The sequence below is a fragment of the Selenomonas sp. AB3002 genome (assembly GCF_000702545.1).
GTDB classification, from domain to species: domain Bacteria; phylum Bacillota; class Negativicutes; order Selenomonadales; family Selenomonadaceae; genus Selenomonas_B; species Selenomonas_B ruminantium_A.
This window is the reverse complement of the sequence record NZ_JNIO01000008.1, coordinates 316952-342785: the sequence shown is the minus strand read 5'-3', so window position 1 is coordinate 342785 and position 25834 is coordinate 316952. Positions and strand designations below refer to the sequence as shown.

Sequence of the window (25834 nt, the reverse complement as noted above, 5' to 3'; positions counted from 1 at the left end):
GCCTCCTAGTGCTTAGAAGTTGAATTCCATTTCTTGTTTTTTCTTCTTTCTTATTATACCTGCTTTTTTGAAATTTTTCAAGCCCGCCCCAAAGAGCGGAGACATTATTCATAGAAAATCCCGCCAGAGGAAAGTCTGGTCTGTCCCCAGAACTTCAGCTTGGGAAGCTCCTCAGCTATAGCAGCAGAAGCCTTGGCTATAGCTTCCGCCCCCATGGTTTCAGGCCAGAGCACTCCCAGAACCGTGCCGCTGTGGGCAGCATTGACCCCCAGTGCCCCCTTGTTCAGCGCTGTCTCCAGCAACTCCCTTAAGCAGGGTTTTGGCAAACCAGCCTCATTGGCCAGAGCACTTTTGGTAGCAGCCTCTGCCAGTTGTTTTTCCGCCCTCTGCCGTGACCCTGATATAAAGACAGGTGGCGGCATTTCTGCCCCCACCTGTCTGGCATGGTCATGGAAACTGACGGTATCCACCCTGCCGCCTGTGTCAAAAATGCTTATCCACAGGCGTGGGAAAGTATGATACTGGGCAAAAATCCTGCCCTCCATCTGGTTGGCACATACCAGCCCTGGGAAAAAGATGGGATCAGTGGGCTCAATAGCCACCGCCAGCCTCAGGATTTCCTCAGGAGATAACTTCCTGCCCAGGGCAGCGGCAGCTGCCCCACAGACGGCGGCTATATCTGCACTGGAGGAAGCCATACCCTTGCCATGGGGCAATTGGCTCTTTAATCTCATGCCGTAAGGAAAGGACTCTTCCCCCAGATACTTCAGCGTAAGCCCCAGGGCCTGCCGGGATTTCTCCCCCAGCCCCTCAAGGCCCTGCCAGCTGTCTGAAACTACCACTTCGGTATAGGCCTCAATAGGGCAGGTGATGAGATAAGGCTCCCCCTGATAGATACCCTGCACCAGCTCCCCGCAGGAGCCGGGCACACGCACTTTTATTTCCATGGATTACAGCAGAACCTTGTGGCTGACGTTCACACGGCCTTTATCGTCAATCTCCACTACCTTCACCTGGAGCTGATCGCCTTCCTGCACCACGTCCTCCACCTTCTCAACACGGCGCTTGGCCAGCTGGGAGATGTGGCAGAGACCCTCGCGACCAGGCAGAAGCTCCACAAAGGCACCGAACTTCATGAGGCGGGTGACCTTACCGGTGTAGACCTCGCCCACTTCAATTTCATGGACGATTTCCTCAATCATTTCCTTGGCACGCTTCATGCCCTCTGCATCGTTGGAAGTGATGAAGATGTTGCCATCCTCGTGGATATCCATCTGCACACCGGTTTCCTCGGTAATCTTGCGCACCACCTTACCACCGGTGCCGATGACATCGCGAATCTTGTCCACCTTGATGGTGACAGTCTCCACCCGGGGAGCATAGGGAGAAAGGTCCTTGGCAGGCTCGGGGATGCACTCCAGCATCTTGCCCAGGATGAAAGCACGGCCACGCTTGGCCTGCTCCAGAGCAGCATGGAGAATCTCACGGGTGATGCCTGCAATCTTGATGTCCATCTGGATGGCGGTGACACCCTTTTCCGTACCTGCCACCTTGAAGTCCATATCGCCAAGAGCATCTTCCATGCCCTGGATATCCGTCAGGATGGTATAAGCATCCCCATCCTTCACCAGGCCCATGGCCACACCGGACACGGGGCGCTTGATGGGCACGCCGGCATTCATGAGGGACAGGGTGCTGCCGCAGACGCTGCCCATGGAGCTGGAGCCGTTGGACTCCAAGACCTCGGACACCAGACGGATGGTGTAGGGGAACTCTTCCAGAGAGGGAATGACCGGCACCAGAGCGCGCTCTGCCAGAGCGCCGTGGCCAATCTCACGACGGCCCGGGCTGCGGATGGGCCTGGCCTCGCCTACGCTGTAGCCGGGGAAGTTGTAATGATGGATATAGTGCTTGGTGGTCTCAGGGCCAAGGCCGTCAATGATCTGCTCATCCCCGATGGCACCAAGGGTAGTCACGTTCAGAATCTGGGTCTGGCCGCGGGTGAAGAGGCCGGAACCATGCGTGCGGGGCAGCAGGCCCACTTCGCAGGACACGGGGCGCACCTCGTCCAAAGCACGTCCATCAGGACGGATCTTCTCATGGGTGATCATGTGGCGGACTATGTCCTTCTCCAACTTGTAGAGGATATAGGAAATCTCCTTGTCAGACTCAGGCCAGTCAGCCAGGAAATGCTCCATGGTATCGGCCTTGATTTCCGCAATATTGGCATCACGCTCCAGCTTGTCCGGATTGCGGGTTGCCTCATCCAGGCGGGCCTTGGCATAGTCGCTGATAGCGGCAGAGAGCTCCTCAGACACAGAGAAAAGCTTGGCTTCCTTCTTCTCCTTGCCGCACTCCTTCTGGATATCCTGCTGGAACTCCACCAGACGCTGGATTTCCTTGTGGCCGAAGAGGATGGCATCCAGCACCACGTCCTCAGGCAGCTCGTTGGCGCCTGCCTCTACCATCATCACCGCATCATGGGAACCAGCTACTGTCAGGTTCAGGGTGGAAACCTCCCGCTGGGCCTCTGTGGGGTTGATGACGAACTCGTCATTCACCCGGCCCACGCGCACACCGGCAATGGGACCCATAAAGGGAATATCGGATACGGTGAGGGCGCAGGAAGCGCCAATCATGGCTGCCAATTCCGGGGCATTGTCCTGCTCCACGGACATGACGGTAGCCACAATCTGCACATCATTGCGGAAGCCCTCAGGGAAGAGAGGACGGATAGGACGGTCAATGAGACGGGCGCAGAGGATGGCATCGCTGGAAGGACGCCCCTCACGCTTGATGAAGCCGCCAGGAATCTTGCCTGCTGCATACATCTTCTCCTCATAGTCCACCGTCAAGGGGAAGAAATCCACGCCCTCCCGGGGCTCTGCTGAGGCGGTAGCCGTCACCAGCACCACCGTGTCGCCGTAGCGCACCAGCACTGCACCGTTAGCCTGCTTGGCCATCTTGCCATTTTCAATGATGAGCTTGCGTCCGCCCAGCTCCATTTCGAAACTATGCATCTAGTTTCCCTCCTGAATCTTGATACTTTTTACATAACAGTTGTATATATTCTAGAAAAAATCAAAGAATCCTCCATACAAAGAAAAAAGCGGGATAAAATCCCGCTTTCCCAAAGCTGAGGGGCAATTACTTGCGCAGGTTCAGCTTGTTGATGATGGAGCGATAACGCTCGATATCCGTCTTGTAGAGGTAGCTGAGGAGACGACGGCGATGGCCGACCATCTTCAGCAGGCCGCGACGGGAATGATGATCCTTCTTGTGCTCCTTCAGGTGATCAGTGAGGTACTGGATGCGAGCGGTGAGCACAGCGATCTGCACCTCTGCAGAACCGGTGTCGCCCTCGTGCACAGCGTACTTCTTGATGATTTCCTGTTTTGCTTCCTGAGTCAGCATGAAAAATTCCTCCTAAAATCTAATAAGTTTCAGCGCCTGCAGCCAAGAACGCGTTGGAGAATCGCCATCTGGGCTGTGGCTCCCTGATGTCTTTGACATCTCTAGCAGTATACCATAGGAAACGCCGGCTTGTAAAGAAAAACTGGCGATTTTACAGGTTTTCTTTAAGCCTTGCCAGATACTCCCTGTCCTTGTCCGTCAAGGGAGCTTTTTCCAAAAGATCCGGGCGGTTCTTCAAGGTAATCCGCAGTGACTCCTGCCGCCGCCACTGGCGAATCTTGCCGTGGTCACCGGAAAGCAGGATTTCAGGCACTTCCATGCCCTCGAACTCCCTGGGGCGGGTGTACTGGGGAAACTCCAGCAGACCTTCGTAGAAGGAATCCGTAGGAGCGGAATCTTCGTCCCCCAGCACTCCCGGCAGCATGCGGGACACGGCATCGGTGATGACCATGGCAGGCAGTTCCCCGCCTGTGAGCACATAATCCCCGATGGAAATGGCCTCATCTGCCAGATTCTCCGTAATGCGGGCATCAAAGCCCTCATAGTGGCCGCAGATAAAGATAAGCTGGTCGTACCCCGCCAGTTCCTTGGCCTTGGCCTGGGTGAAGGTAGGACCAGAAGGGTCCATGAGCAGCACCCGGCGATTGCCTTCAAACTCCTTGGTTTCTTCCTTCAAAGCCCTGACTGCCCTAAATAACGGCTCGGGCTTCAGCACCATGCCAGCCCCTCCCCCAAAGGGAGAATCGTCCACATGATGATGCTTGTCAAAGGAATAATCACGGAAATTCAGATAGTGGATATCCAGAATGCCGCTTTCAATAGCCCGCTTGGTGATGCTGTCACCAAAGGGGCCCAGGAACATCTCCGGGAAAAGGGTCACCATGTCAATGCGCATGGCTGTCTCCTTCGGCCTTTTTGCCGCCTGCCGTGATTTCCTCGGGCATTTCCACCGTCATGGTGCCTCCGGGGATATTGATTTCCTTCACCACTGCCTTGAGGGCAGGAATCAGGAGCTCTCCCCCATCAGGCTTTCTGGCCTGGTACACGTCATTGCTGCCCGTGCGCAGGACATTTTCCACCGTGCCCAGCTCCTGCCCCGCAGGGTCAAGCACCTTGAGGCCGATGATGTCAAAGGTGTAGAACTCGCCCTCTGCCAAAGGAGCGGCCTCCTGGCGGTCTACAGTCAGCATCTTGCCCGTCAGGGCCTCGGCCTGCTCCCGCTGAGGATATTCCCTGAACTTCAGGAGCACGTACTGCTTGTGGTACTTGCAGCTTTCAATGTGCAGCAGCTCATTTCCCACCATGACTTCCTTCATGGTGCTGAAGCGCTCCGTGAAGTCTGTCAGGGGAATGATGCGCATCTCCCCCTTGATGCCGTGGGCAGCCCCCACCTTGCCAATGGTGATGCGGTCTTTGGACTTAGCCTCTGATGGCAACGATCTTATCATCTTCCACCAGCACTTCCACGTTCATGAGCTCGCGCATATCGTCGCCTACATGAATCTCCACCTGGCGCTCCAGAGTGCCCTGGACAATCTCGGCACCAAGCACCAGCTTCTGGGCATCCTCGCGGCGCTGCTGGGACTCAGCGATGAAGTCCAGACGCTTCTGGCGCTCTTCGCCAAAGTGCTGCTTGATCATGTTCAGGCGCTGGATATCCGTCACCGTAGGCTCAGGCACTTCATTCTCCTGAATAGCGCGCTTGGCCTGGATCTCAATCTGCTGGACCTCCAGCTGGGCGCGGCTGATGCCTTCATCCAAATCCTTGATCATCTTCTCGCGGAGTTTCTCGGTGAGCTTTGCCTTGATGGTCACAGGCATTTTAAGGGAAATAGAATCCATGTCCATACCTCTTTCTTTTATTTTGATAGCAAAGAAAGCGGCCAAGCCTCAAAGGGGCCCTGCCGCTTTTCTTTAGATAATCTCAACCGTGACTTTCTTGTTCTCCCGGGTGGCTGCAGCCTTGACCACGGTGCGCAAAGCTTTCGCGATGCGCCCCTGACGGCCAATAACCTTGCCCATATCATCCTCGGCAACACGGAGTTCCAGCACCAGCTGGTCCCCGTCCTGCTTCTCAGAGACCTCTACGGACTCGGGATGATCCACTAAGGACTTAGCGATAACTTCAACAATTTCTTTCATGTTTAAGCTCTCCCTTAGTTCTTAGCCTTCTTGCTCTCAGCAAACTTAGCCATGATGCCCTGCTTGCTCAGGAGATTCTTGACGGTGTCGGTCGGCTGAGCGCCCTTGTTCATCCAATCGAGAACCTTGTCCTCGTCAACGCTGACTGCAGCGGGCTGCTTGGACGGATCGTAGTTACCGAGGATCTCGATGAAACGACCGTCGCGAGGAGCGCGGGAATCAGCTACCACGATGCGATAGAAGGGGTTCTTCTTAGCACCCATGCGGTTCAAACGAATCTTTACTGCCATGTATTTCACCACCTTTCGTTGGTTCTTTATGTCATCCACAAAGGGATAAAATCAATTTTACTTCATGAAGGGCATCTTGGGAAGTCCCATGCTGCCAAGGGCGCCAAGACCGGGGAAGCCGCCCTTTTTACCCTTCTGCATTTTCTTCATCTTCTTCATCATCTTGCGCATTTCGCCGAACTGCTTCAAAAGCCTGTTCACGTCCTGCACCCTGGTGCCGCTGCCCATAGCAATGCGCTTGCGGCGGCTGCCGTTGATGATGGTGATGTCTGCCCGCTCCTTAGGGGTCATGGACTTGATGATGGCCTCAATCTGGCGCATCTCCTTGCCGTCCAGGTCGATATCCTGACCTTCCAGCTGCTTCTTGAGCCCGCCCATGCCGGGAATCATGCCCAGAATGCTCTCCAGGGAGCCCAGCTTCTTGACCTGCTGCATCTGGGAGAGGAAGTCGTCAAGGGTGAATTCATCCTTGCGCAGCTTCTTCTCCATGGCCTTGGCTTCCTCCATGTCGAAGGTAGCCTGCGCCTTCTCCACCAGAGAAAGCACATCACCCATGCCCAGGATGCGTGAAGCCATGCGGTCCGGGTGGAAGGGCTCAAGAGCCTCCAGCTTCTCACCCATGCCGATGAACTTGATGGGCACGCCGGTCACTGCCTTGACAGACAGAGCCGCGCCGCCGCGGGCATCGCCGTCCAGCTTGGTCATGACCACGCCGTCCAGGCCCAGGCTCTCATTGAAGGTCTGAGCCACATTCACGGACTCCTGACCGGTCATGGCATCTACTACCAGCAGGATCTCATGGGGCTTCACATTGCCCTTGATATCCCTCAGCTCCTGCATGAGCTTTTCGTCAATCTGCAGGCGGCCTGCCGTATCGATGATGACGACATCGTTGGCATGACTCTGGGAATAAGGCAGAGCCTCTTTGGCGATAGTCACGGCATCCGTGCCCTGGGGCATGGTGAAAACCGGCAGCCCCAGCTGCTCGCCCACCACCTGCAGCTGCTTGATAGCAGCCGGGCGGTAGATATCTGCTGCCACCAGCAGAGGACGCTTGCCCTGCTTTTTCAGGGACAGGCCCAGCTTGCCGGCAGAAGTAGTCTTGCCTGCGCCCTGCAGGCCCACCATCATGATGACAGTAGGCGGATTGGGGCTCATGTTGATGCGGCTCTGGGTACCTCCCATGAGGTTGGTGAGCTCCTCATCAACAATCTTCACCACTACCTGGGCAGGGGTGAGGGTCTCCAGGATATCCTGGCCCACCGCCCGCTCCTTCACGGTCTTGATGAAGTCCTTGACCACCTTGAAGTTCACATCGGCCTCAAGGAGTGCCATGCGCACTTCACGCATGGCTTCATTGACATCGTCCTCCGTCAATTTGCCATGGCCCCGCAGCTTCTTGAAAGTCTGCTGCAGGCGGTCCGATAAAGATTCAAAAATCAAAGGTTACGCCTCCTGGCTGGTGCGGCCCAAAAGCGGAGTCAGCCGCCCTAGTATATCATCCACAGCCGCTTCGTTCCCCGGCTGCCTCAGTCTCTCTATCTTTCCGGCAAGCTCAGTAAGTTCCTGCCGCTCCAGGTGATAACGCCTGGCCAGTTCCAACTTTTCCTCATAGCTCTCCATGGCTTTCTGGGCACGGTGGATATTGTCATACACCGCCTGCCTGGAAATCCCCAGGCTCTCCCCAATCTCTGCCAGGGAAAAATCCTCGAAGAGATGGAGCCTCAGGCATTCCTGCTGCTTTTCTGTCAGCAGGGGACCATAGAGGTCAAAGAGCGTAGATAAGTATAAAAGCTGTTCCAGCATATCCTCACCTGTCATTGATATCTGCCAAGGTTATCTCCTTGACATTGGCTATTATACGCACTCTCCAGACTGCTGTCAAGTATTTTTCCTTGTCACCATGGATTTTTTATATGAAAATTTTATCCATGCTCTTATTTGCCATAAATACTTCTAAAAGCGCGTCCTCCATCCTTGCTTTTGGCCGTTTCCTGCAAATACCTTGCAAAGCTGCTCCAGCCGTGGGAACGCACCAGTTCATAGACCGCCAGTTCCGTCAGGGAAGCGATTTCCTTCTCCCCATACTTCTCCACTGCCCGGTTATAATCCGCCTCGCTTTGCAAATCCCTGGCCCGGGGCAGGTTCCTGCCCCGCACATTTTCCCTGGCCGTCCTGATATAATCCTCCACTTCGTAGCCGCTTACCTCTGCCTGACGGCTGACTCCCGCCAGATAAGCCGCCCCGTGCAGCAGCCAGGCCTGGCCAGTCTCACGGGAATTCCCCAGCACCTGCCGCTCGTATGTGCGCATGACAAGAAGCCCCAGACTGAAGGCCCGTTGCTGGGATTCCTGCAGATGGCTTGCATTCAGCACCAAGAGCCCCCCATTTTCAATGCAAAGGCTTCTTTCTGACATTTTCCTGGCCTCTCCCAAGGGAATTTCCGTATATTGGACAAGAGACTCTGTCATGGATTCTTCATCTGGCGCCAGCACGACTCCGTATTCCCCCCGCAGCTGGCTGCCCAGATTCCTGGCCAGCCAGTCCCCGGCCGCCTCCATCTCTCTCATGACGGCTCTGTCCTCAGCCGTTTCCTGCCCGGACTGATGCCAGGCAAAAACCACCGGCTGCCGGACAAAAGCCTGCCACCAAGTCCTGTATTCCTCCAGAAAGGCAGAAAGCTCCAGCCCAAAAACCTGCTGAAAGGCCGTCTCGCCATCTTCAGTTTTCCCCAAAGCGCGGAAATACTCTGCCAGCAGGGGCAGGCGCCTTTCCTCAGGAAAGCGGCTCAGCAGGTAATCAGTCATCAAATCTGCCACCTGATAGGTATGATACTCCTTGCCCATGAGTTTCTTGCGGGTCTCAAAGCTGCAATGCTGCAGTGATTCCGGCTTCACAGTGGATTCTGCCCGCACCAGAGCGGCCTTCACATCAAGCTGCCACTTCCAGAGGGGCTTGCCCCCAAGATGCTCTGCCAGGGCCGCTCCCACATAGTCCGCCGTCCCCTCCTCCAACCAGAAAAGAGAGCTCTCCTCCACATCCCTGCCATTGCTCAACTCATGCTGAAGCTGATGAAAAAGCTCATGGCCCGTAGTGTTGTACCTGTCCCCGTAAGTGGACATCACTCCTGCTCCGGCATTGATGGCAGTGATATGGCTGCTTCCCCCGGACCACCCCCCGGAAATGGAGGCCACCTGGGCTGCTTCCTCAGCTGAGAGACCAAACTCCCTCTCCAGCACTTTACGATAGGCAGTTTCCTCCCCTGCCACATAAAGCTCCACCTGGTGCCGCAGATGGGCCCCCAGCTGTTCCTGCAGGAAGGGGTTGAAGGCATCGGCCGCCTTCTCCACATCTTTCAGGCTGGTCTCAGCCAGTTCTCCCTCTCCCTGCACCAGTATCCTGCCGTCCTTTTCGGATACCATTCCCAGCTGATTTCCTATCTGCCAGAGGGCATCCTGCCGGGCAGACTTGTAGCCCAGCAAGGCCCCCGCCCCCAAGAGCACCAACGTCATGAGCAATAACGCTATCTTCTTCATCTTCGCTTCTCCGTAATCTGATATTTATCAGGCTTAGTATACTATCAGTGCCATATTTAGTCAAAAACGCCCCGGCTCCAAAGCAGGAACCGGGGCATTCTGTTCTTTTAACGGAAAAGATGATGTTGTATGGGAATCTTACAGCATGTTCTTGCTGTAGCTGTCATAGAGAGCCTTGAGCTCTTCCATCTTGTCGTACATCTCCACCTGCAGGCCGGAAGCGGTTGCGTAGTCCTTCTCGTTCAGGGCATTGATCAACAGGGTGAAGAGAGACTTCTCATCAATGCTGTCCTTGGCCAGGTAGTTGCGCAGGATGGCAATCTTGTTCCAGTTGTAAGCATCCTGGTCGGTCACCCAGTCGGACTCAATCTCACGGGCCTTGCGCACGATATCGCGGTTCTCCGGGATGATGCGGGCCACCAGCTCAGTCTTCCAGCGCAGCAGGGCACCGGCGCGGAAAGCGTCGATGATCTGGTCGCGGAGAGCGCCGCCAGCGGTTATGACAGCCTTCTTCTCAGGATAAGCCTCGAAGTTCTGCATGTTCTCCCAGACAGTGGCAGGAGGTGCACCGAAGAGACGGTCGCGCTCCTCATCCGTGTAATCCTCGAACACATCCTCCTCGCTGCGGTAAGCGCGGTCCTTCTCCAGATAGAAGCCTTCCTCACCAGCATTCTTGGAGAGCTCCTTCAGGAGTTCCACGGTGGTGTGCTTCACTGCCATCTGAATGCCGTCCAGGCAAGCGGAGTAGATGGCTGCCAGGACCAGATAGGTGTTGGTGTAGGGGTTGCAGGCACGGAGCTCGAAGCGGGTGGCCATGGGGTTCTCCAGGTCACGGATCAGGCCGGCCAGGATGGTACGGTTGCGGGAAGGAACCTCCGGGCTGTGGCCCAGGGAGGTGACGATGCAGACCGGAGCCTCGAAGCCGGGCTTCAAACGGTTCAGGGAGTCATTGGTAGCGGAAACGAAGGGGTTGATGACCTCGTAGTTCTTCAGCATGCCCATGATAGCGCCATAGCCCACAGCGCTCATGAAGTCCTTCTTGGCCTCAGCAGGAGCAAAGAGGTTATGGAACTTGCCGTCCTTGGTGACAGCAGCCATGCCGATATGGGTGTGCTCGCCGTTGCCGGCCAGGCCGATCATGGGCTTAGCCTTGAAGCTGACTTCCAGGCCGTTGGCACGGAAGATCTCCTTTACCACGGTGCGCACCAGGATCTCGTTATCTGCAGCCTGCAGGGCATTATCGAAGCGCCAGTCAACCTCAATCTGCTCGCAGACGTGGGCAATCTTGCCGCTCTCGTCAATCTGAGCCTTGAGGCCGCCCACTTCCTTATGGCCCATCTCTACATTCAGGCCGTAGCGGTCCAGTTCCAGCACGCAGCCCTCAAGAGCCGTGCGCACAGCACCGTGGGTACGCTCCCAGTACTGCTCCTGCATGACCTGGGAAGCTTCCATCTCTTCAATGGAGGCCTCATCCAGCGGAGTCTTGACCCAGAACTCCAGCTCCGTAGCGGAGGTGAAGGAGATATCCTCCACCTGGCTGCCGTCCAAATCCAGGCCAGAAATTTGCGGATTGGCATGGAGCAGGTCCAGCATGTTCTTCTTCACATATTCAAGGGTATCTGCCAGCACGGCACGGGAGTCAACGCGCTTGCCCTCATGCACCAGGAAGGCAGGGATGCGCAGGGTGCCTACAGGCTTGCCCAGGCTCTCGTCATAATGCTCGTAGTTGTAATCCACGAACCAGTTCACCGTGGGGTCGATAGGCATATCAACCTTGGCGTTGTTCAGGGTGGCGATGCCGGTGAGCACAACGGAAGAACCGTCGGTCTGCACAGCAGAACCTGCATAGAAATCATCTATATCCTTAACGAAGATGCGCATGGGAATCTTCTCATCGGTATCATTGCCGGCCATGTCGATGCCCACCAGGGAAACGAACTTGATTTCCGGATGCTCGCTTACATACTTGAGCACTTCTTCCTTGCTGGAATTAGCGGGAATTACATACAGAAGTTCATCCATCTTTTACCACCCTTTTTAAAATAAATATCAACTTCATGATACAGGCAAATGGGCACATAAAAAGCCATGCCAGAAGAAACCACCTTCGCGGGCGGGAAACTCTCCTTGCATGGCGCCTTTGCCATATATGACTTTCTACGGGAATTATAGTAACACAGTTACAATGCTTTGTAAAGACATTCCTCCATGTATACAAAAATAGACACCGGCAATACACAGAAGGCTCAAGGTATGGCCTCAGTGACTCCTCCCTCAGTACCAGGAGCGTCGTCTATAGTAGTGATGGACGCCGTGCCGCCTGAACCAGCAGGCCGCAGTCGCCTATGAACCGTCCGGCATAAGTCCATCAGGACCGTAGCGCGTAGCGCTCAATGAATCCCCTCATCGTCCCTTAGGAGGAGACGCTTACAGCTCATACCCGCAGGGTGCGTTCCCTGCTACGGATCCGCTTCTGTTTTCTATAGGACCATTGTACTACGCATTTGATAGAAAGTCAATTATTTTCTGATAAATCTATATGTATACATTCCACTGCTTTGCAACAGTGAAATGCATGTCTAAAACTCCCTATTTGCCCGGCTCATGAACCGCCTTCTACAGACGAAGAGCCTTAAATCTGCCCAATCATCTTATGTGTCTGAGGAATAACCCTTACATCTTTTAGTTTGGTCAGAGCATAGTTCTGGCATATAAGGATTTTCTCCGGGCTGGCAGCCTTGACGCCGCCATAAGGAGTCACGGGCTGGATGATGAAGAGGGTTTCCGGGGCGGTCTCTGCCACCAGGTCGATGGCCTGACGGAATTCTGCTTCCGTGGTTTCCTCAGCCACCACCAGCTTGATATAGAGGTCTTTGGCCCTGGCTATCTCGATAAAGCGCCTGTGGGCCTCCCACTGGGGCTGGGTGACAATGCTGGGGAGCTTGATGTCCATGCTGATGATGTCCGTGATATCTATGATGCTCTCCAGCTGCTTATAGAGGGTGCCATTGGTCTCTAGGAAGACAGGCACCTCTATTTCTTTGGCAACCTCACGGATGAAGTCAGCGTGCAGCAAGGGCTCTCCCCCGGTGAAGCTCACAGCCTGATGGGGCACTTCCTGGCACAGGCGGTTTATTTCCATAGCCACCTGACTGGCAGCGCGGGGATTAGGCACCCTGGCGAATTCACGGCTGCCAGCATAGGTTTCTATATCGCAGGTCTTGTGGCTGCCCGGCTCATTTTCCGTATCGCAGTAGCGGCAGTCCAGGTTGCAGCCCTCGAAGCGCACGAAGACCTGACGGCAGCCCACGTATTTTCCCTCTCCCTGGATGGAAGAAAAAATTTCGATAAGATTTTCTTTCATGGCTCAGTCCTTTGTATAAGTGACGCTGGATTTCGGTGATTCAAAGACAGTGACAGCCGCCAGCTGGCTGTCCCGCTGGAAGACCTCGCTTTCCTCCAGCTCCTCAAAGATGATACGGGACAAATTCTCCGCTGTGGGATTAAGCCCCTCCTTGAAGGGTGCCAGTTCATTCAGGTAACGGTGGTCGAAACGCTCCAGAGTGTTTTTCAAGGCTTTCTTGATGACCTTGAAGTCCACCAGCATCCCCAGCTCGTCCAGCTCAGTCCCCTTCACTGTGGCTTCCACCACCCAGTTGTGGCCATGGAGCCTGTCGCACTTGCCCGGATAGCCCGCCACCCGGTGGGCGGCCTCAAAAGCCCCCTCTACTTTCAGTGTATACATTCTTTATTTCCTCCTTTAGAGAGAAAAGCACCCCGCTGCTGCGAAGTGCTAGATGGTCAATTCAATTTGTCGAAGCCCTTGGTGTTCTTCACGTTGCCCACCAGGTCTGCCATGTTCATGGCCCGGGTGTGCTGAGTGTGGCTCCACTCGTGCTCATTCCTGTGGATGAAACCCAGGAAGATGATTGGAATCCAGGAGTAGATGAACACGGGATAGAGCAGCATGTAGAGCCAGGCCTTCCACTTTGCCCTGATCTTGAAGAGAATGATCATGGGCAGGATGTACTGGCCCATCATGATGGCCGTCATCATCTGCGAAGGCAGCAGAGTGTAGATATTGGTGTAGAAAGGCTCAAAGCCCAGCTGCACGTAGCTGATGATGATGAAGAAGGTGGATATCATCAGGAAGTGGGGCTGCAGAAGATAGATGCAGCCATCCCAGATGCGGATATCCTTCTGCCGCCAGCCCTCAATGAGCATCTTGGGGATGAAGCGGTGCGCCACATCGAACTGTCCCTGGGCCCAGCGCTTGCGCTGATTCCAGGACTGCTTGAAGGTCAAGGGCTTCTCGTCATAGACGATAGCATCATGGGCCCAGGTGGTCTTGATGCCCTCAGCCAGGGACTTCATGGTGAACTCCATGTCCTCCGTCAGACAGGTGGCGCGCCAACCATGCTTCTTCAGCACATCCGTGGTGATGCACATGCCCGTGCCGCCCAGTACGGCAGAAAGACCGATATTGGTCTTGGCCAGATGGGAAATGTGGTCGATGACCCAGAAGGCGATGGCAAAGGTGCCTGCCACCCAGGTATCGTAGGGGTTCTTGGCATCCAGATAGCCCTGGATTATCTTGTCTCCCTTGCAAAGGCGGTTGTTCATCTCCATCAGGAACTGGGGATGAACAAGATTGTCCGCGTCAAAGATGACTACGGCATCATACTGTTTTTCCATCTCAAAGAGCTTCTCGAACATCCACTCCAGAGCAAAGCCCTTGCTCTTTTTGGTAGGATGAGTGCGCTCGCAGACGATGGCACCAGCCTTGCCAGCAATCTCAGCCGTATTGTCATTGCAGTTATCCGCAATGACGAAGACATCAAACAGCTCCTTGGGATAATTGAGGTGCTGCAGATTCTCCACCAGCTGCCCAATAACCGCCTGCTCGTTATGCGCGGCCACAATGACAGCAAAGGTCTTTTTCGGTGTCATGATTTTCTGTTCCCTGCGGCGCCAAAGACCGCAGAAGCCTATGACAAAGAAGTACAGGGTAAAGAGGAAAATCAGAATCTGCATGGGAACCATGACTATATCAAAAGGGTATGCCACTTACTATCAGCCTTTCCTTGCTATTGCAATGATTGAATTAAGTATGCCGCTGGCCGCATAGGTGCCAAAGACAGCTGCCAGAATGGCAGGCACGATAGCCCCAGACCCCAGATAGAGAATGGCGGCAAAGAACAGGGCAGCGAAAATCTTGGTGGGCAGATAGATGGGCTCGGCACCGTCTCCCTTGAAATTGGGATAGTGCACATGACTCACCATGAGATAAGCCACCACTGCCATGAGCAGAGGATAGCTATAGCCCAGTGCATGAGGGTCAAAGCCCGTCTCCACGAAGAGCAGGGTGGACATAGCCACAATATTGCCCCCGGCAGGGATAGCCAGCCCCATGAAATAGCCGTGCACCACGTCAGCGTTCACATTGAAGCGGGCCAGCCGCCACATGCCGCAGATGGCAAAGAAGATAGCCACAGCCATGCCCAGGAAGCCAAAATCCTTCAGCACCAAAGACCAGGCCAGAATGGCCGGGGCTATGCCGAAAGAGCCTAGGTCGCAAAGTGAATCCATCTCCTTGCCCATCTCACTGGACACCCCGAAGAAACGGGCCGTACGTCCGTCCAAACCATCAGCCACCAGGGCCAGCAGAATGAAAATTGAGCCCCAAACGAAATCATGGTTGATTGTTGCTATGATTGAACACATGCCGAACACCAGGTTCATGGATGTGCACGTATTCGGAATGATCTTGCGGTAATCCATCAGTCCTTCAGCCTCCCGATAACAGTCTGTCCCCCTGTAACCTTTTCGCCCTTCCTGACGCATACCTCCACCTCGGCAGGCATGACGATTTCCAGGCAGGAACCGAAGCGGATCATGCCGTACAGGTCACCCTGCTTCAGCTTGTCCTCCAAGGTCACCCAGGACACAATGCGCCGTGCCAGAATGCCCGCAATCTGCTTCACCGTAATGCGCAGACGATCATTTTCCAGACCGATAAGGTGATGCTCATTCACAAAGCCCACCTCATCCTTGTAGGCAGGACGAAAACGGCCACAAAAGTACTTCTGCAGCTTGATTTCCCCGTCCATAGGGCTGCGATTCACATGGACATTGAAGACAGACATGAAAATCGTGACCTTCTTGCAGGGCCCCTGCACAAAGTCATCCTCATCATGCTTCAGCTCCGCAATGTCCTGCACCGTGCCGTCGGCAGGGGAAAGGATATGCTGGGAGTCTTTCGCAATCTCCCGCCGGGGATTGCGGAAAAAGTACATGAAATACAGGGCCAGCACAGCGGGAACCACCGCCACATAAGGGCTGACCGAGAAACCCAAAATTATTGCCAAGGCCAGGCAGAAACCTATGAAAGGATAGCCTTCCCTTACGATATGGAGCAAGACTCCACCTCCTGAGCAGAATTATTGTTGTTAGTTATATGAGGAAATCCACTCCCCCATGAACCACCTAATGATTATAACGCAGTTGTTCAGATTTTGCCATAGGCAAAATCTGAATAACTGCGTTTAGTTTTATTACCTTTTCGATGCGTGCACCTTGAGCACGAACTTCGGCAGGGCCATAAGCCTGCCTGCCCGCTTGGGCTGGAGCATGCCGCGGAAAAGCCACTCCAGCTTGGCCTTCTGCATCCAGCGGGGTGCCCGCTTCATGACTCCCGCCATGACATCCAGGGTGCCGCCCACGCCAATGGACACAGGTACGCCCAGCTCATCCTTGTATTTCCAGAGCCACTTCTCCTGCTTGGGCACGCCGAGAGCTGCCAGAAGGATATCCGGCTTGGCCGCCTTGATTTCTTCAATGATGGCCGGCTCGTCAGCTTCCTTGAAGTAGCCGTTCCTTACCCCGCAGATCTCGATGCCGGGATAAAGCTGCTCTGCCTTGGCCTTGGCCTTTTCCGCCACCCCCGGGGCAGAGCCGAAGAAAAACACCTTCTGCCCACGCTGGGAGGCTTCTGCCATGAGATTCTGAGCCAGGTCGTAGCCTGCCACCCGCTCAGGCATGGCAAAGCCCAGATGATGGGCAGCCCATACGGTGCCTGCCCCATCCGGGGTCACCATAGCTGCCCCGTTGAGGATTTCCTTCAGTTCCTCGTCGTAAGTAGCCCGCATGAGCATTTCCGCATTGGCAGTGGCAATAAGCACCGGCGTCCCTGCCTCAATGAATTTTTCCACCTGCTCTACTGCTTCCTGCATGGTGAGCGAATCCACGTTCACTCCCAATATATCTACCTTGTTAGGCACTTTATTCCCTCCCATAGCATACTGTCAATTATCCGTATGATTGTAACATTTTTTTATTTTGCAGGCAAGACAAAAACAAGGACAGCTCCCGATTTTAGGGAGCTGCCCGACAGTTCAGCCAATATTGTAAGAAGCCATCAGCTTCTTCATGTAGTTCCTGAGTTTCTGCAATACCTTCACCATGCCGTCCATGGTCTTGGGCTGGCGAATGACATACTGGAGCACCTTGTGCCGCATCTGGCGGTAATCTTCGTCGAAGGTCTTCAGCACTTCCTCCATTTCCATCTCTGTAGAAACTTCCGGTATATTGGAATACTGGATTTCCGAAGCCCTGCCGCTGATCTTGGCCACATCCCCCCGGAAGGGAATATAGACCTCTTCCCCGCACTCCTTCTGTATGCGCGTCTTCAATGCCTCCTGGGCAGTAGCCTCGCCGTGGACAATAAAGACCTTGGCAGGCTTGGGATTCTGAATGGCCGCAATCCAGTTCATGAGCTGGTTGGAGTCCGCATGGGCCGAGAAGCCATTCATGATTTCAATCTTGGCCCTGACCACCACTTCCTCTCCCATGACCCTGACACGCTTCAGCCCTTCCACCAGCCGGCGGCCCAGGCTCCCTTCTGCCTGATAGCCCGCAAAGAGCACTGTGGACTCAGGGCGCCAGAGATTGTGCTTCAGATGATGGAGCACGCGGCCTGCATCGGCCATGCCCGAAGCAGAAAGTATGATGGCCGAACCTTCGGAAGAATTCAGAGCCCGCGATTCCTCAGGAGTCACGCAGAGGTGCAGCTGGGGGAACTCCGGCACACTGCCGTCCGGACCAATCAATTGCAGTGATTCCTCATCAAAGTTCTCGTAATTCTGGAAGAAAATCCTCGTGGCATTGATGGCCAGCGGACTATCCAGCACAATGGGAATATCGCTGTCCAGCCGCCCCGCCCTCCACAAATTGTATAAGTAGTACAAAAGAGTCTGGGTACGCCCCACGGCAAAGGCAGGGATAATCAGGTTGCCTCCCCTGTCCATGGTGTCATTGATGATTTCCAGCAGCCTGGTCTCTTTGTCGTAAATGGGATGTAGCCTGTCGCCATAGGTGGATTCTACCATGAGGAAATCGGCCCCGTCTATGATAGAAGGGTCACGCAGAATAGGCTGGTCATTCTGCCCCAGATCACCGGAAAATACCAGCTTGGTGGTCTTATCCCCTTCGGTCACCCACATCTCCACCAGGGCAGAACCAATGATATGCCCAGCATCACGGAATTTCACCTTGATATTGTCTGCCAGGTCCCACTCTGCATCATAAGGACACGGAGAAAAATGCTTCAGCGCCTCTGCTGCATCATCAAGGGTATAGAGAGGTTCCATTGGCTCCAGGCCCCGCCGGGCGTTCTTGCGGTTCATGAGCAGCGAATCAGACTCCTGGATATGGGCTGAATCCGGCAACATTATCTTGGCCAGGTCACAGGTGGCCTTGGTGGCATACACCGTGCCCTTGAAGCCCTGCCGCACCAGCTTTGGTATCAGGCCGCTGTGGTCCACGTGGGCATGGGTCAGCACCACGGCATCTATGTCTGCCGGATTGAAGGCAAAATCATTGTAGTTCAGCAGCCTGACCCGCCGCGCTCCCTGGAACATGCCGCAATCAATCAGGTATCTCCTGTCACTGCTCTCCAAAAGATAGCAGGACCCCGTCACCGTATGGGCCGCTCCCCAGAATTCCAAACGCATAGCCGCCACTCCCTTCTGCAATCAGAGTGTTTTCTATGTTGTTTTAATTCTTGGCAAACAGAAAAAGTCCTCCCACTTGGGAAGGACTTTCAACTCTAAAGGAATTAAATCCTCAATCTTCACCTATCATACGCACCTCGGGATAAAGCTTTACCCCGTGCTTCTCAAAGACCAGGCGCTGCACTTCCTTGATGAGGTTCTGCACATCGGCAGCAGTGGCTCCGCCGGCATTCACCACGAAGCCTGCATGCTTGGTAGATACCTGGGCACCGCCTACCTGCAAGCCCTTGAGACCCGTCTGGTCTATGAGGGTGCCTGCAAAGTACCCCTCAGGGCGCTTGAAGGTGGAACCTGCACTTGGCATTTCCAAAGGCTGCTTGGCTTCACGTCGCTGGGTATAGTCTGCCATGACCTGGCGGATCTCCCCCTCGTCACCAGATTCCAGAGCCAGCTCCACTTCACAGATGAGCTCCCCGTTCTCCTGGAAGACGCTGTGGCGGTAGCCCAGGTCAAGCTCCTCCTTGCTATAGGTCTTCATCGTGCCATCCTTGGCCACGGCCTTGACGCTGTACGCCACATCCTTGGTCTCCCCGCCATAGGCCCCGGCGTTCATGAAGATAGCACCGCCAATGCTGCCGGGAATGCCGCAGGCATACTCCAGTCCCGTGAGGCCGCTCTTGGCAGCGAACTCGCTGACATCCTTCAGATGGGCTCCGGCTCCGGCAATGATATGATTGCCTTCCAGATGCATCTCAGACATGGGACCGTTGAACTTCAGCACCACGCCGCGGATGCCCCCATCCCGCACCAGCAGGTTGGAACCGTTCCCTAAAACAGTCAAAGGCAGGTCATATTCCCGCACCAAGGCAACCACCCGGCAGACTTCCTCTATGGTCTGAGGAAAAATCAGGCAGTCGGCAGGGCCGCCAATCTCAAAGGTAGTCTGACGGCTCATAGGTTCCTCTAAAAGCAGCTGGTCTGCCTGCAGGAAAGCGCGGCAGTCCCTGATAAATTCTTCGCTGATTCTCATTTGCTAAAACTTCCCCTTATCAAATATGAAGTCCCGGACCTGTCTCAGAAAGTCCCGGAAAACCAAGCTGGCGCAAGGCCTCATAAGCTACAATGGCGGCAGAATTGCCCAAGTTCAAGGAGCGGGCATCTGCTATCATGGGTATGCGCACACATTCTTCCCAATGCTCCTGCAGGATTTCCTCAGGAATCCCCGCCGTTTCCTTGCCCAGGATAATCAAATCATCCTCTGCATAGCTGGCTTCGCTATGGGCACGTGGTGCCTTGGTGGAACAGTAGTGGAAATTATGCCCCGCATATTTTTCCAGCACCTCGTCAAAGTTCTCATGGACATGGACCTTCACTAGATGCCAGTAATCAAGTCCCGCCCTTTTCAGATGCTTGTCATCTATCTCAAAGCCCAGGGGCTTCACCAGATGCAGCTCAATGCCGGTAGCGGCACAAAGGCGGGCGATATTGCCCGTATTGCCGGGAATCTCCGGCTCTATAAGTACGATATGCACAAATGTCACCTCTAGTTTTCGTCTGACTTTGTCATTATAGCTAATGACATAAATAAAAACAAGGTTTGGTGTGCTTCAAAGCACAAAAAAATCAGCAGCCAGCTGAATTTGCTGACTGCCGAGTCCAATATAAAAATTATTCTACCACTGCCCCGGTGCTGGCGGAAGTGGTGAGCTTGGCGTAGCGTGCCAGGTAGCCGGTCTTGATCTTCGGCTCGGGCTGCTTCCACTCAGCTTTCCTCTTGGCCAGTTCTTCTTCGCTGACCTTCAGTTCCAGCTTGCGACCCGGAATATCAATGGAGATGACATCCCCGTCCTCGATGAGGGCGATGGGACCGCCTGCCATGGCTTCCGGGGAAATATGGCCGATGCAGGCCCCCTGGCTGGCGCCGCTGAAGCGGCCGTCGGTGATGAGACCCACCTTGAGCCCCATGCCCGTGATGACTGCCGTGGGGTTCAGCATTTCCTGCATACCCGGGCCGCCCTTGGGGCCTTCGTAGCGGATGACCACCACATTGCCGTCCTTGATCTCGCCTTCCATGATGGCCTTGCAGGCAGATTCCTCGGAGTTGTAGCACTTGGCAGTGCCCTCATACACCAGCATATCCTCTGCCACAGCAGAAGCCTTCACCACTGCATAGTCAGGAGCCAGGTTGCCCTGCAGGATGGCAATGCCGCCTTCCTTGCGGTAAGGCTCCTCCACGGAATGGATCACATTCCTGTCGAGGACTTCCGCATGCTTGATGCGGTCTGCCACAGTACCCGTGACTGTAAGCGCCTCTTCATGGATAAGGCCCTTCTTGGACAGCTCATGCATGACAGCAGGAATGCCGCCAGCCTCGTTGAGGTCGGTCATGTGGTGCGTGCCTGCCGGGCTCAGCTTGGCGATATAGGGAGTGCGGCGGCTGATTTCGTCAAAGAGGGGCGCAGGAATCTCGATGCCTGCCTCATGGGCAATGGCCGTGAGGTGCAGCACCGTGTTGGAAGAACCGCCGATAGCCATATCCACAGTGATGGCATTCTCAAAGGCTTCCTTAGTGAGGATATCACGGGGGCAGACATTCTTCTTGATCATTTCCATCACCGCAGCCCCGGCCCGTTTAGCCAGGAGGCGGCGCTGGCCGCTGTAGGCGGCGGGAATGGTGCCGTTGCCCGGCAGGCCCATGCCCAGCACTTCTGTAAGGCTGTTCATGGTGTTGGCGGTGAAGAGACCGGCGCAGGAACCGCAGCCAGGGCAGGCATGAGCTTCCAAATCAGTCATGGCAGCCTCATCCATTTCCCCGGCAGCGAACTTGCCTGCTGCCTCAAAGGACTGGCTGACGCTGATATCCCGTCCCTTGTAGCGTCCCGGCAGCATGGGGCCGCCAGATACCACTACGGCAGGAATGTTCAGGCGGGCAGCCGCCATCAGCATGCCCGGCACCACCTTGTCGCAGTTGGGAATGAGCACCAGGCCGTCAAAGCCCGAAGCCATAGCCACAGCCTCGATGGAGTCAGCGATAAGCTCGCGGCTGGCCAGAGAATACTTCATGCCCGTGTGGCCCATGGCAATGCCGTCACAAACACCGATAGCTGGGAATTCCATGGGAGTGCCGCCAGCAGCGGCCACCCCCAGCTTGGCCGCCTCAGTGATCTCCTTCAGCCCCATGTGACCGGGAATCACCTCATTGAAGGAATTGCAGACACCAATCAAAGGTTTCTGCAGGTCCTCAGGACCGAAGCCCAAAGCATTGAACAGGGAACGGTGGGCACAGCGGGTGGCCCCTTTCTTGACAACGTCGCTTCTCATAAAGTATCAGCTCTCCTAACCGGGCAGGAACTCATGGTTCCTCCTTCTGAAATAGTACACAAATGTACAGCAAGATGTTACAAGTTTACAACTTTATGGACAAAAATGCAAGGGCAAAAGCCCCCTGCTCAGAACTCAATGCCCTTCTGAGCCTTCACCCCCTGGTCATAAGGATGCTTCACCAGATGCATCTCCGTCACCAGATCAGCCCGCTCAATCAGCTTCTCACAGGCATCCCGGCCTGTCAGCACCACATGGAGGTCGGCTGGCTTCTTGTCCAGGAGAGCCATCATCTCCTCCTCGGTCACCAGCTCATACTTCACCGCATAATTCATCTCATCGAGGATGACCAGATCCCACTGGCCATTAGTCAAGGCGTCCTCAGCCTTTGCCAGGGCTTCATGGGCAGCAGCCTTATGTTCCTCCATACTGACCTTGCCCGTATTGGTGAAGCCCTTGCCGCACTGCTCTACCCGGATGCGTCCCTCAGAGAGTTTGCCAAGTTCCTCGATAGTCTTCAGCTCCCCATAGTTCCAGCCACCCTTGATGAACTGCAGGATAAGGACTCTCAGCCCATCCCCCCAGGCTCTCATGGCCAGCCCCAGAGCCGCCGTAGTCTTGCCTTTGCCATCACCGGTATGTACCATTATCAAACCATGCTTTTCCATTTCGCAACACCTCTGTTTTATGATATACTATTAACTATTCCCTACAATTCAGGGAAAATCCTTTAAGAGCCGGTAGGTTTATGAAGAAATTTTTGCTTTTTGCCATCATTATACTCTCATTTACCCTTTTGTCTATTTTCGTAGCGGAAAAGACTGACGTTTTGGGACTGCAGCAGAAGACCCTTGTTGCTGCCTTCAAGGAGACGGACGGACATCTGGTGCTGTCCTGGGAGCGCCTGCCTTATCCCTGCTTCTACCGCATCGAGACATATTCCAAGACCACGGGACTGGTAGCCAATGAGCCTGACCTGCACTTCTTCCTGGGAGAATTCACCTTCAATGATTCCTACGAAGTGCCACGCTCTGCTATCCCCATGTACTACCGTGTGACGGCTTACGGCATGTTCGGCCAGCTGACAGAGCCTTCCGCTCCCATTGCCAACCCTAACTATGCCGCCACCCGTCCGGAGTCTGCCCCCGTCCCCATCTTCCATTATACCAAGGAAAAACCAGCCAGCCTCATGCCCTTCCTGGTCTGGCACACAGTCCCGGATGCGGTGTGCTACGAGGTAGAGCTGCTGTCTGCCCCTCCCGCCCAGGAAGGAGGCATACAGCCGGACAAAGCTTCCCAGCTTTACATAACACGCAAGGTCTATACCAATGGCTGGCAGGCAGACCTCAGGCCCTATGCCAACAGGCAGGTGATTTACTGGCGGGCCAGGGCTCTTGATCTCCATCTGCAGCCCATCGGAGTCTTTTCCAAGTCAGAACCCATCTATATCGACTCCTCCCTGCCCATGCCCCAGGCACCTCTCTTGAATACCTTTGACCAGATGCCCGACTTCCAGCAGCCCATCTACCCCGTGTACCAGTGGATTCCCCTCCACGACATCATGCACTATGAGGTGGAGCTTATGACCGCCCCTCCGGCAGAGGAGCATGGCACCCAGCCGGACAAAGGACGGGTATGGAGCCGCATTGTGGACTCTGCCAACACCTGCTACGACGAATACGCCCGCCCCTATGCAGGAGAATACTACTGGCGGGTACGGGCCCTGGATGCCAACAACAATATCATCGGCACCTGGTCAGACACCGCCAAGTTCACCATGCCCCAGCGGGATAAGCGGGTACAGACCGCTGTCCTGGGTGACAGCATCACCCACGGGGGCGGGGCCATCTCCTACTCCCCCGCTTCCCTGGAGTACAGCTACACCACCTATCTGGACTTCCCCTGCCTGAACCTTGGCAGAAGCGGAGACACCTCCACTACCACCAAGGAGCGTTTCGATACAGACGTATTGCCCCTGCATCCCCTGAATCTCCTGGTGCTCACCGGCTCCAACAGTCTGAGAGCCCCAGAAATCTCACCGCAGGATATTATCAATGACCTTGAGGAAATCAAGCGGAAATGCCGCTCCCACGACATCCGTCCCATCTTCATGACCCTCATGCCCATCAATCCCGGCAACATCAAGTACGCCTTCCACACGGACACCGACCCCCAATGGCGTATGAAGCTCACCCAGGTCAACAGCTGGATCCGCCAGCAGGATTACTACATAGACCTGGAGCCATACTTCTACGATGCCGCAGGCCAGCAAATGGACACCGGCTTCGCCATCGACGGGCTGCACCCGGATATACGGGGTAAGATGCTCATGGGTGAGATTATCAATATGAATAAGAAATTATTCCGCTAAAAATCCGGTGCTATTTGATATAAGTTATCAAATAGCACCGGATTTTTGTTTAAATAGTTATGCTCGCCCTGCTTGTCAGGTAGAAGATATCCTTCTCAGGCTTATACACATTGAGTTTCACTACGCCAAAATCATCATACACTGCCTCCGACAGGTTAAGTGTATTATGATAAAAATCTTGGAAATCCGCGGCGTTGCCCGTAGTAACTTCATCTGCCGGCGTGGCTATTTCATTGCCAAATTCATCCACCAGGGACTTGGCAATGATGTAACCTCGAAATTTCCTATTTTCACCTGTGACTTTGATATGGACAGGACTATTGGGAGCGTAAATAATGCCCTTGAAATCTGCATTAAGGTTCAACACAACTGTATTTGACTTTCTACCCACCCCGCGATTGCCGTCTGCATCTACAGGTCCCTCGTAGAAAAATACCAATGGCCGAAAATCATATCCTTCATCTGTTTTACCAGTATTATCCGCATTGATGTTGATAGAAATGTCGCGAACAGAGTTAGTAACACCACCAGAAGCAGAGTTGGCAGTTCTACCATTGTCACCGGAATTGAATTCTTCACTTTCAATCCTCACAAAAAGTGGATCTTGACGATTAATCTCATCTGTATTGTATACGAAAGAAACCTCACTTTTACTGTCTAAATCCTTCCTTACAGGATAAGCTTCATTCACATTTATAACATCTTTGACAGCAGATGTGAGCATTTCCAGTGCTTTACCTACATTTTCATATTTATTGAAATCCTTCCCCGTTAGGTCATTAAGGTTGGTAATATGATCGACTGCTTCTGCGTAATTTCGTATAAATTGATCCAAAGTAATAGTATTTAAACCTAATGTACCATCATTTTTAGGATAAGTTAACCATACTCTCTCTTTTTTCTTATCATATGAAAGATCATAGAAAAAAGCATTTATCTCGTCATAGCTCTTGCCTCTGAAATCAGAAAGGTCCCAATTGTCTGCAAATGCACTTTTAGCCGAGATATCCTGTCTAAGGTTAATAAAGAGATCTTTTCTTTCTGAATCACTATTATTCATGTTAAAGACTTCTCTACGAGTTCCATTTTCATAATCATATTCAATATTAGTAGTAAAGCTTAGTTGCTGAGCCGTAGTATCATCTATCCCAACATCTTTTTTCCATTCATAATAGTTAGAGGCTATTTCATTACTTATAGCATCCCTCGTCATATCGTTGAGATTTTTTCCATCATTTATCCTAGCCTTGGCCCAAGCCTTAACCGATACTTTCACATTCCAGTCATTAGGGATAAGGCTCTGAGGCAGGAAAAGTTGTGCGAAGACCATCTTCACTTCATCGGTCAGTTCCACCATATAGTAATAAGTGTCAGCATCGACTTCGGGGTCATTTCCTTCCTTGGTCATGCGAAGTTTAGTATTGGATTCATTGGCGCTTGCTGCTCCCGTATCTTTGACCAAAATGACATTAGCTGCGTTTTTCGCCACAACCAGCTTATCCGCTTCACCATTCTTCAAAAAACCAGAAGGGGTAGTGTCTACCAGACGGGCAGAACCGCTTCCTGATGCCGCAGTAACCCCTGCCAACGCCGCCGCATCTGCTGCATTCTGAAGGTCTGATTTATACAGATAAGCTCGTCCGAAATCTATGGCCATGCCCCCAAAGAAAACCAGCATGGGCAACAGGAAGGCCACAAAGACCAGGACGGCCCCCTTCTGTGAACTGTTTCCCAGTCTTCTCATTACTC

The 25834-nt window shown here is 54.0% G+C and carries 25 protein-coding genes; 1 reads left to right on the top strand and 24 read right to left on the bottom strand.

Annotated features, from left to right (window positions below):
- Window positions 1-104: 104 nt before the first annotated feature.
- The 23 genes from P159_RS0109185 to cobO form a co-directional block, all read right to left on the bottom strand.
- Complete coding sequence (locus tag P159_RS0109185) at window positions 105-947, bottom strand: hypothetical protein (RefSeq protein ID WP_029543448.1); 843 nt, start codon at window positions 945-947, stop codon at window positions 105-107.
- Window positions 948-950: 3 nt separating this feature from the next.
- Window positions 951-3020 carry a polyribonucleotide nucleotidyltransferase gene (locus P159_RS0109180; protein ID WP_029543447.1) on the bottom strand — a complete coding sequence of 690 codons (2070 nt, stop codon included), beginning with the start codon at window positions 3018-3020 and terminating at the stop codon, window positions 951-953.
- 127 nt (window positions 3021-3147) lie between these two features.
- Window positions 3148-3414: a 30S ribosomal protein S15 gene (rpsO, locus tag P159_RS0109175; protein WP_029543446.1), complete on the bottom strand. Its 267-nt coding sequence runs from the start codon at window positions 3412-3414 to the stop codon at window positions 3148-3150.
- Window positions 3415-3565: 151 nt separating this feature from the next.
- Window positions 3566-4309, bottom strand: a complete 744-nt coding sequence (gene trmD / locus P159_RS0109170; RefSeq protein WP_029543444.1) for a tRNA (guanosine(37)-N1)-methyltransferase TrmD — start codon at window positions 4307-4309, stop codon at window positions 3566-3568.
- Window positions 4299-4862: a ribosome maturation factor RimM gene (gene rimM, locus P159_RS0109165; protein ID WP_051650272.1), complete on the bottom strand. Its 564-nt coding sequence runs from the start codon at window positions 4860-4862 to the stop codon at window positions 4299-4301. The genes trmD and rimM overlap by 11 nt, the downstream gene beginning before the upstream one ends.
- A complete protein-coding gene (locus tag P159_RS0109160; RefSeq protein ID WP_029543441.1) occupies window positions 4834-5256 on the bottom strand; it encodes a YlqD family protein in 423 nt (140 codons plus the stop codon). The genes rimM and P159_RS0109160 overlap by 29 nt, the downstream gene beginning before the upstream one ends.
- Window positions 5257-5328: 72 nt before the next feature.
- A complete protein-coding gene (locus P159_RS0109155) occupies window positions 5329-5556 on the bottom strand; it encodes a KH domain-containing protein (RefSeq protein WP_029543439.1) in 228 nt (75 codons plus the stop codon).
- A 14-nt stretch (window positions 5557-5570) separates the two neighbouring features.
- Entirely contained in the window at window positions 5571-5846 is a 276-nt protein-coding gene (gene rpsP, locus P159_RS0109150; protein ID WP_029543438.1) for a 30S ribosomal protein S16, read from the bottom strand.
- 57 nt (window positions 5847-5903) lie between these two features.
- Window positions 5904-7289, bottom strand: coding sequence for a signal recognition particle protein (ffh, locus tag P159_RS0109145; protein ID WP_029543437.1), 1386 nt, complete (start codon window positions 7287-7289; stop codon window positions 5904-5906).
- 3 nt (window positions 7290-7292) lie between these two features.
- Complete coding sequence (gene ylxM / locus P159_RS0109140) at window positions 7293-7649, bottom strand: YlxM family DNA-binding protein (protein WP_080706059.1); 357 nt, start codon at window positions 7647-7649, stop codon at window positions 7293-7295.
- A gap of 134 nt (window positions 7650-7783) precedes the next feature.
- Window positions 7784-9382, bottom strand: coding sequence for a hypothetical protein (locus P159_RS0109135; protein WP_185753687.1), 1599 nt, complete (start codon window positions 9380-9382; stop codon window positions 7784-7786).
- Between the two features lie 138 nt (window positions 9383-9520).
- Window positions 9521-11404: a glutamine synthetase gene (locus P159_RS0109130; RefSeq protein WP_029543432.1), complete on the bottom strand. Its 1884-nt coding sequence runs from the start codon at window positions 11402-11404 to the stop codon at window positions 9521-9523.
- 610 nt (window positions 11405-12014) lie between these two features.
- Window positions 12015-12746: a 7-carboxy-7-deazaguanine synthase QueE gene (locus P159_RS0109125; RefSeq protein ID WP_029543430.1), complete on the bottom strand. Its 732-nt coding sequence runs from the start codon at window positions 12744-12746 to the stop codon at window positions 12015-12017.
- A gap of 3 nt (window positions 12747-12749) precedes the next feature.
- On the bottom strand, window positions 12750-13127 hold the full coding sequence (queD, locus tag P159_RS0109120) for a 6-carboxytetrahydropterin synthase QueD (RefSeq protein WP_029543428.1): 378 nt from the start codon (window positions 13125-13127) through the stop codon (window positions 12750-12752).
- Between the two features lie 56 nt (window positions 13128-13183).
- Window positions 13184-14425, bottom strand: a complete 1242-nt coding sequence (locus P159_RS0109115) for a glycosyltransferase family 2 protein (protein ID WP_051650470.1) — start codon at window positions 14423-14425, stop codon at window positions 13184-13186.
- 30 nt (window positions 14426-14455) lie between these two features.
- Window positions 14456-15163, bottom strand: a complete 708-nt coding sequence (pssA, locus tag P159_RS0109110; RefSeq protein ID WP_029543425.1) for a CDP-diacylglycerol--serine O-phosphatidyltransferase — start codon at window positions 15161-15163, stop codon at window positions 14456-14458.
- A complete protein-coding gene (locus P159_RS0109105; protein WP_029543424.1) occupies window positions 15163-15801 on the bottom strand; it encodes a phosphatidylserine decarboxylase family protein in 639 nt (212 codons plus the stop codon). The genes pssA and P159_RS0109105 overlap by 1 nt, the downstream gene beginning before the upstream one ends.
- Window positions 15802-15936: 135 nt before the next feature.
- Window positions 15937-16662: a WecB/TagA/CpsF family glycosyltransferase gene (locus tag P159_RS0109100; RefSeq protein ID WP_318253555.1), complete on the bottom strand. Its 726-nt coding sequence runs from the start codon at window positions 16660-16662 to the stop codon at window positions 15937-15939.
- Window positions 16663-16776: 114 nt separating this feature from the next.
- Window positions 16777-18393: an MBL fold metallo-hydrolase gene (locus P159_RS0109095; protein WP_029543421.1), complete on the bottom strand. Its 1617-nt coding sequence runs from the start codon at window positions 18391-18393 to the stop codon at window positions 16777-16779.
- A gap of 112 nt (window positions 18394-18505) precedes the next feature.
- Complete coding sequence (gene murB, locus P159_RS0109090) at window positions 18506-19423, bottom strand: UDP-N-acetylmuramate dehydrogenase (RefSeq protein WP_029543420.1); 918 nt, start codon at window positions 19421-19423, stop codon at window positions 18506-18508.
- A 19-nt stretch (window positions 19424-19442) separates the two neighbouring features.
- Window positions 19443-19925: a tRNA (cytidine(34)-2'-O)-methyltransferase gene (locus P159_RS0109085; protein WP_029543419.1), complete on the bottom strand. Its 483-nt coding sequence runs from the start codon at window positions 19923-19925 to the stop codon at window positions 19443-19445.
- Between the two features lie 136 nt (window positions 19926-20061).
- A complete protein-coding gene (gene ilvD, locus P159_RS0109080) occupies window positions 20062-21714 on the bottom strand; it encodes a dihydroxy-acid dehydratase (RefSeq protein ID WP_029543418.1) in 1653 nt (550 codons plus the stop codon).
- A 128-nt stretch (window positions 21715-21842) separates the two neighbouring features.
- Complete coding sequence (gene cobO / locus P159_RS0109075) at window positions 21843-22382, bottom strand: cob(I)yrinic acid a,c-diamide adenosyltransferase (protein WP_029543416.1); 540 nt, start codon at window positions 22380-22382, stop codon at window positions 21843-21845.
- Between the two features lie 80 nt (window positions 22383-22462).
- Between cobO and P159_RS0109070 the strand changes: the two genes are divergently transcribed.
- Window positions 22463-24085 carry a GDSL-type esterase/lipase family protein gene (locus tag P159_RS0109070; RefSeq protein WP_029543410.1) on the top strand — a complete coding sequence of 541 codons (1623 nt, stop codon included), beginning with the start codon at window positions 22463-22465 and terminating at the stop codon, window positions 24083-24085.
- Between the two features lie 49 nt (window positions 24086-24134).
- On the opposite strand, the gene P159_RS0109065 is transcribed toward P159_RS0109070, so the two are convergent.
- Window positions 24135-25829: a Tad domain-containing protein gene (locus P159_RS0109065; RefSeq protein ID WP_029543408.1), complete on the bottom strand. Its 1695-nt coding sequence runs from the start codon at window positions 25827-25829 to the stop codon at window positions 24135-24137.
- Window positions 25830-25834 lie beyond the last annotated feature (5 nt).

What these genes read in the sequence shown, in the direction of transcription:
- queD (WP_029543428.1), bottom strand. Translation starts at nt 13,127, where the DNA reads ATGTATACACTGAAAGTAGAGGGGGCTTTTGAGGCCGCCCACCGGGTG.
- P159_RS0109185 (WP_029543448.1), bottom strand. Translation starts at nt 947, where the DNA reads ATGGAAATAAAAGTGCGTGTGCCCGGCTCCTGCGGGGAGCTGGTGCAG.
- cobO (WP_029543416.1), bottom strand. Translation starts at nt 22,382, where the DNA reads ATGGAAAAGCATGGTTTGATAATGGTACATACCGGTGATGGCAAAGGC.
- P159_RS0109160 (WP_029543441.1), bottom strand. Translation starts at nt 5,256, where the DNA reads ATGGATTCTATTTCCCTTAAAATGCCTGTGACCATCAAGGCAAAGCTC.
- P159_RS0109130 (WP_029543432.1), bottom strand. Translation starts at nt 11,404, where the DNA reads ATGGATGAACTTCTGTATGTAATTCCCGCTAATTCCAGCAAGGAAGAA.
- pssA (WP_029543425.1), bottom strand. Translation starts at nt 15,163, where the DNA reads ATGGATTACCGCAAGATCATTCCGAATACGTGCACATCCATGAACCTG.
- P159_RS0109135 (WP_185753687.1), bottom strand. Translation starts at nt 9,382, where the DNA reads ATGAAGAAGATAGCGTTATTGCTCATGACGTTGGTGCTCTTGGGGGCG.
- P159_RS0109070 (WP_029543410.1), top strand. Translation starts at nt 22,463, where the DNA reads ATGAAGAAATTTTTGCTTTTTGCCATCATTATACTCTCATTTACCCTT.
- murB (WP_029543420.1), bottom strand. Translation starts at nt 19,423, where the DNA reads ATGAGAATCAGCGAAGAATTTATCAGGGACTGCCGCGCTTTCCTGCAG.
- rpsP (WP_029543438.1), bottom strand. Translation starts at nt 5,846, where the DNA reads ATGGCAGTAAAGATTCGTTTGAACCGCATGGGTGCTAAGAAGAACCCC.
- ilvD (WP_029543418.1), bottom strand. Translation starts at nt 21,714, where the DNA reads ATGAGAAGCGACGTTGTCAAGAAAGGGGCCACCCGCTGTGCCCACCGT.
- rpsO (WP_029543446.1), bottom strand. Translation starts at nt 3,414, where the DNA reads ATGCTGACTCAGGAAGCAAAACAGGAAATCATCAAGAAGTACGCTGTG.
- P159_RS0109115 (WP_051650470.1), bottom strand. Translation starts at nt 14,425, where the DNA reads ATGGTTCCCATGCAGATTCTGATTTTCCTCTTTACCCTGTACTTCTTT.
- P159_RS0109065 (WP_029543408.1), bottom strand. Translation starts at nt 25,829, where the DNA reads ATGAGAAGACTGGGAAACAGTTCACAGAAGGGGGCCGTCCTGGTCTTT.
- rimM (WP_051650272.1), bottom strand. Translation starts at nt 4,862, where the DNA reads ATGATAAGATCGTTGCCATCAGAGGCTAAGTCCAAAGACCGCATCACC.
- trmD (WP_029543444.1), bottom strand. Translation starts at nt 4,309, where the DNA reads ATGCGCATTGACATGGTGACCCTTTTCCCGGAGATGTTCCTGGGCCCC.
- P159_RS0109095 (WP_029543421.1), bottom strand. Translation starts at nt 18,393, where the DNA reads ATGCGTTTGGAATTCTGGGGAGCGGCCCATACGGTGACGGGGTCCTGC.
- P159_RS0109125 (WP_029543430.1), bottom strand. Translation starts at nt 12,746, where the DNA reads ATGAAAGAAAATCTTATCGAAATTTTTTCTTCCATCCAGGGAGAGGGA.
- P159_RS0109180 (WP_029543447.1), bottom strand. Translation starts at nt 3,020, where the DNA reads ATGCATAGTTTCGAAATGGAGCTGGGCGGACGCAAGCTCATCATTGAA.
- P159_RS0109155 (WP_029543439.1), bottom strand. Translation starts at nt 5,556, where the DNA reads ATGAAAGAAATTGTTGAAGTTATCGCTAAGTCCTTAGTGGATCATCCC.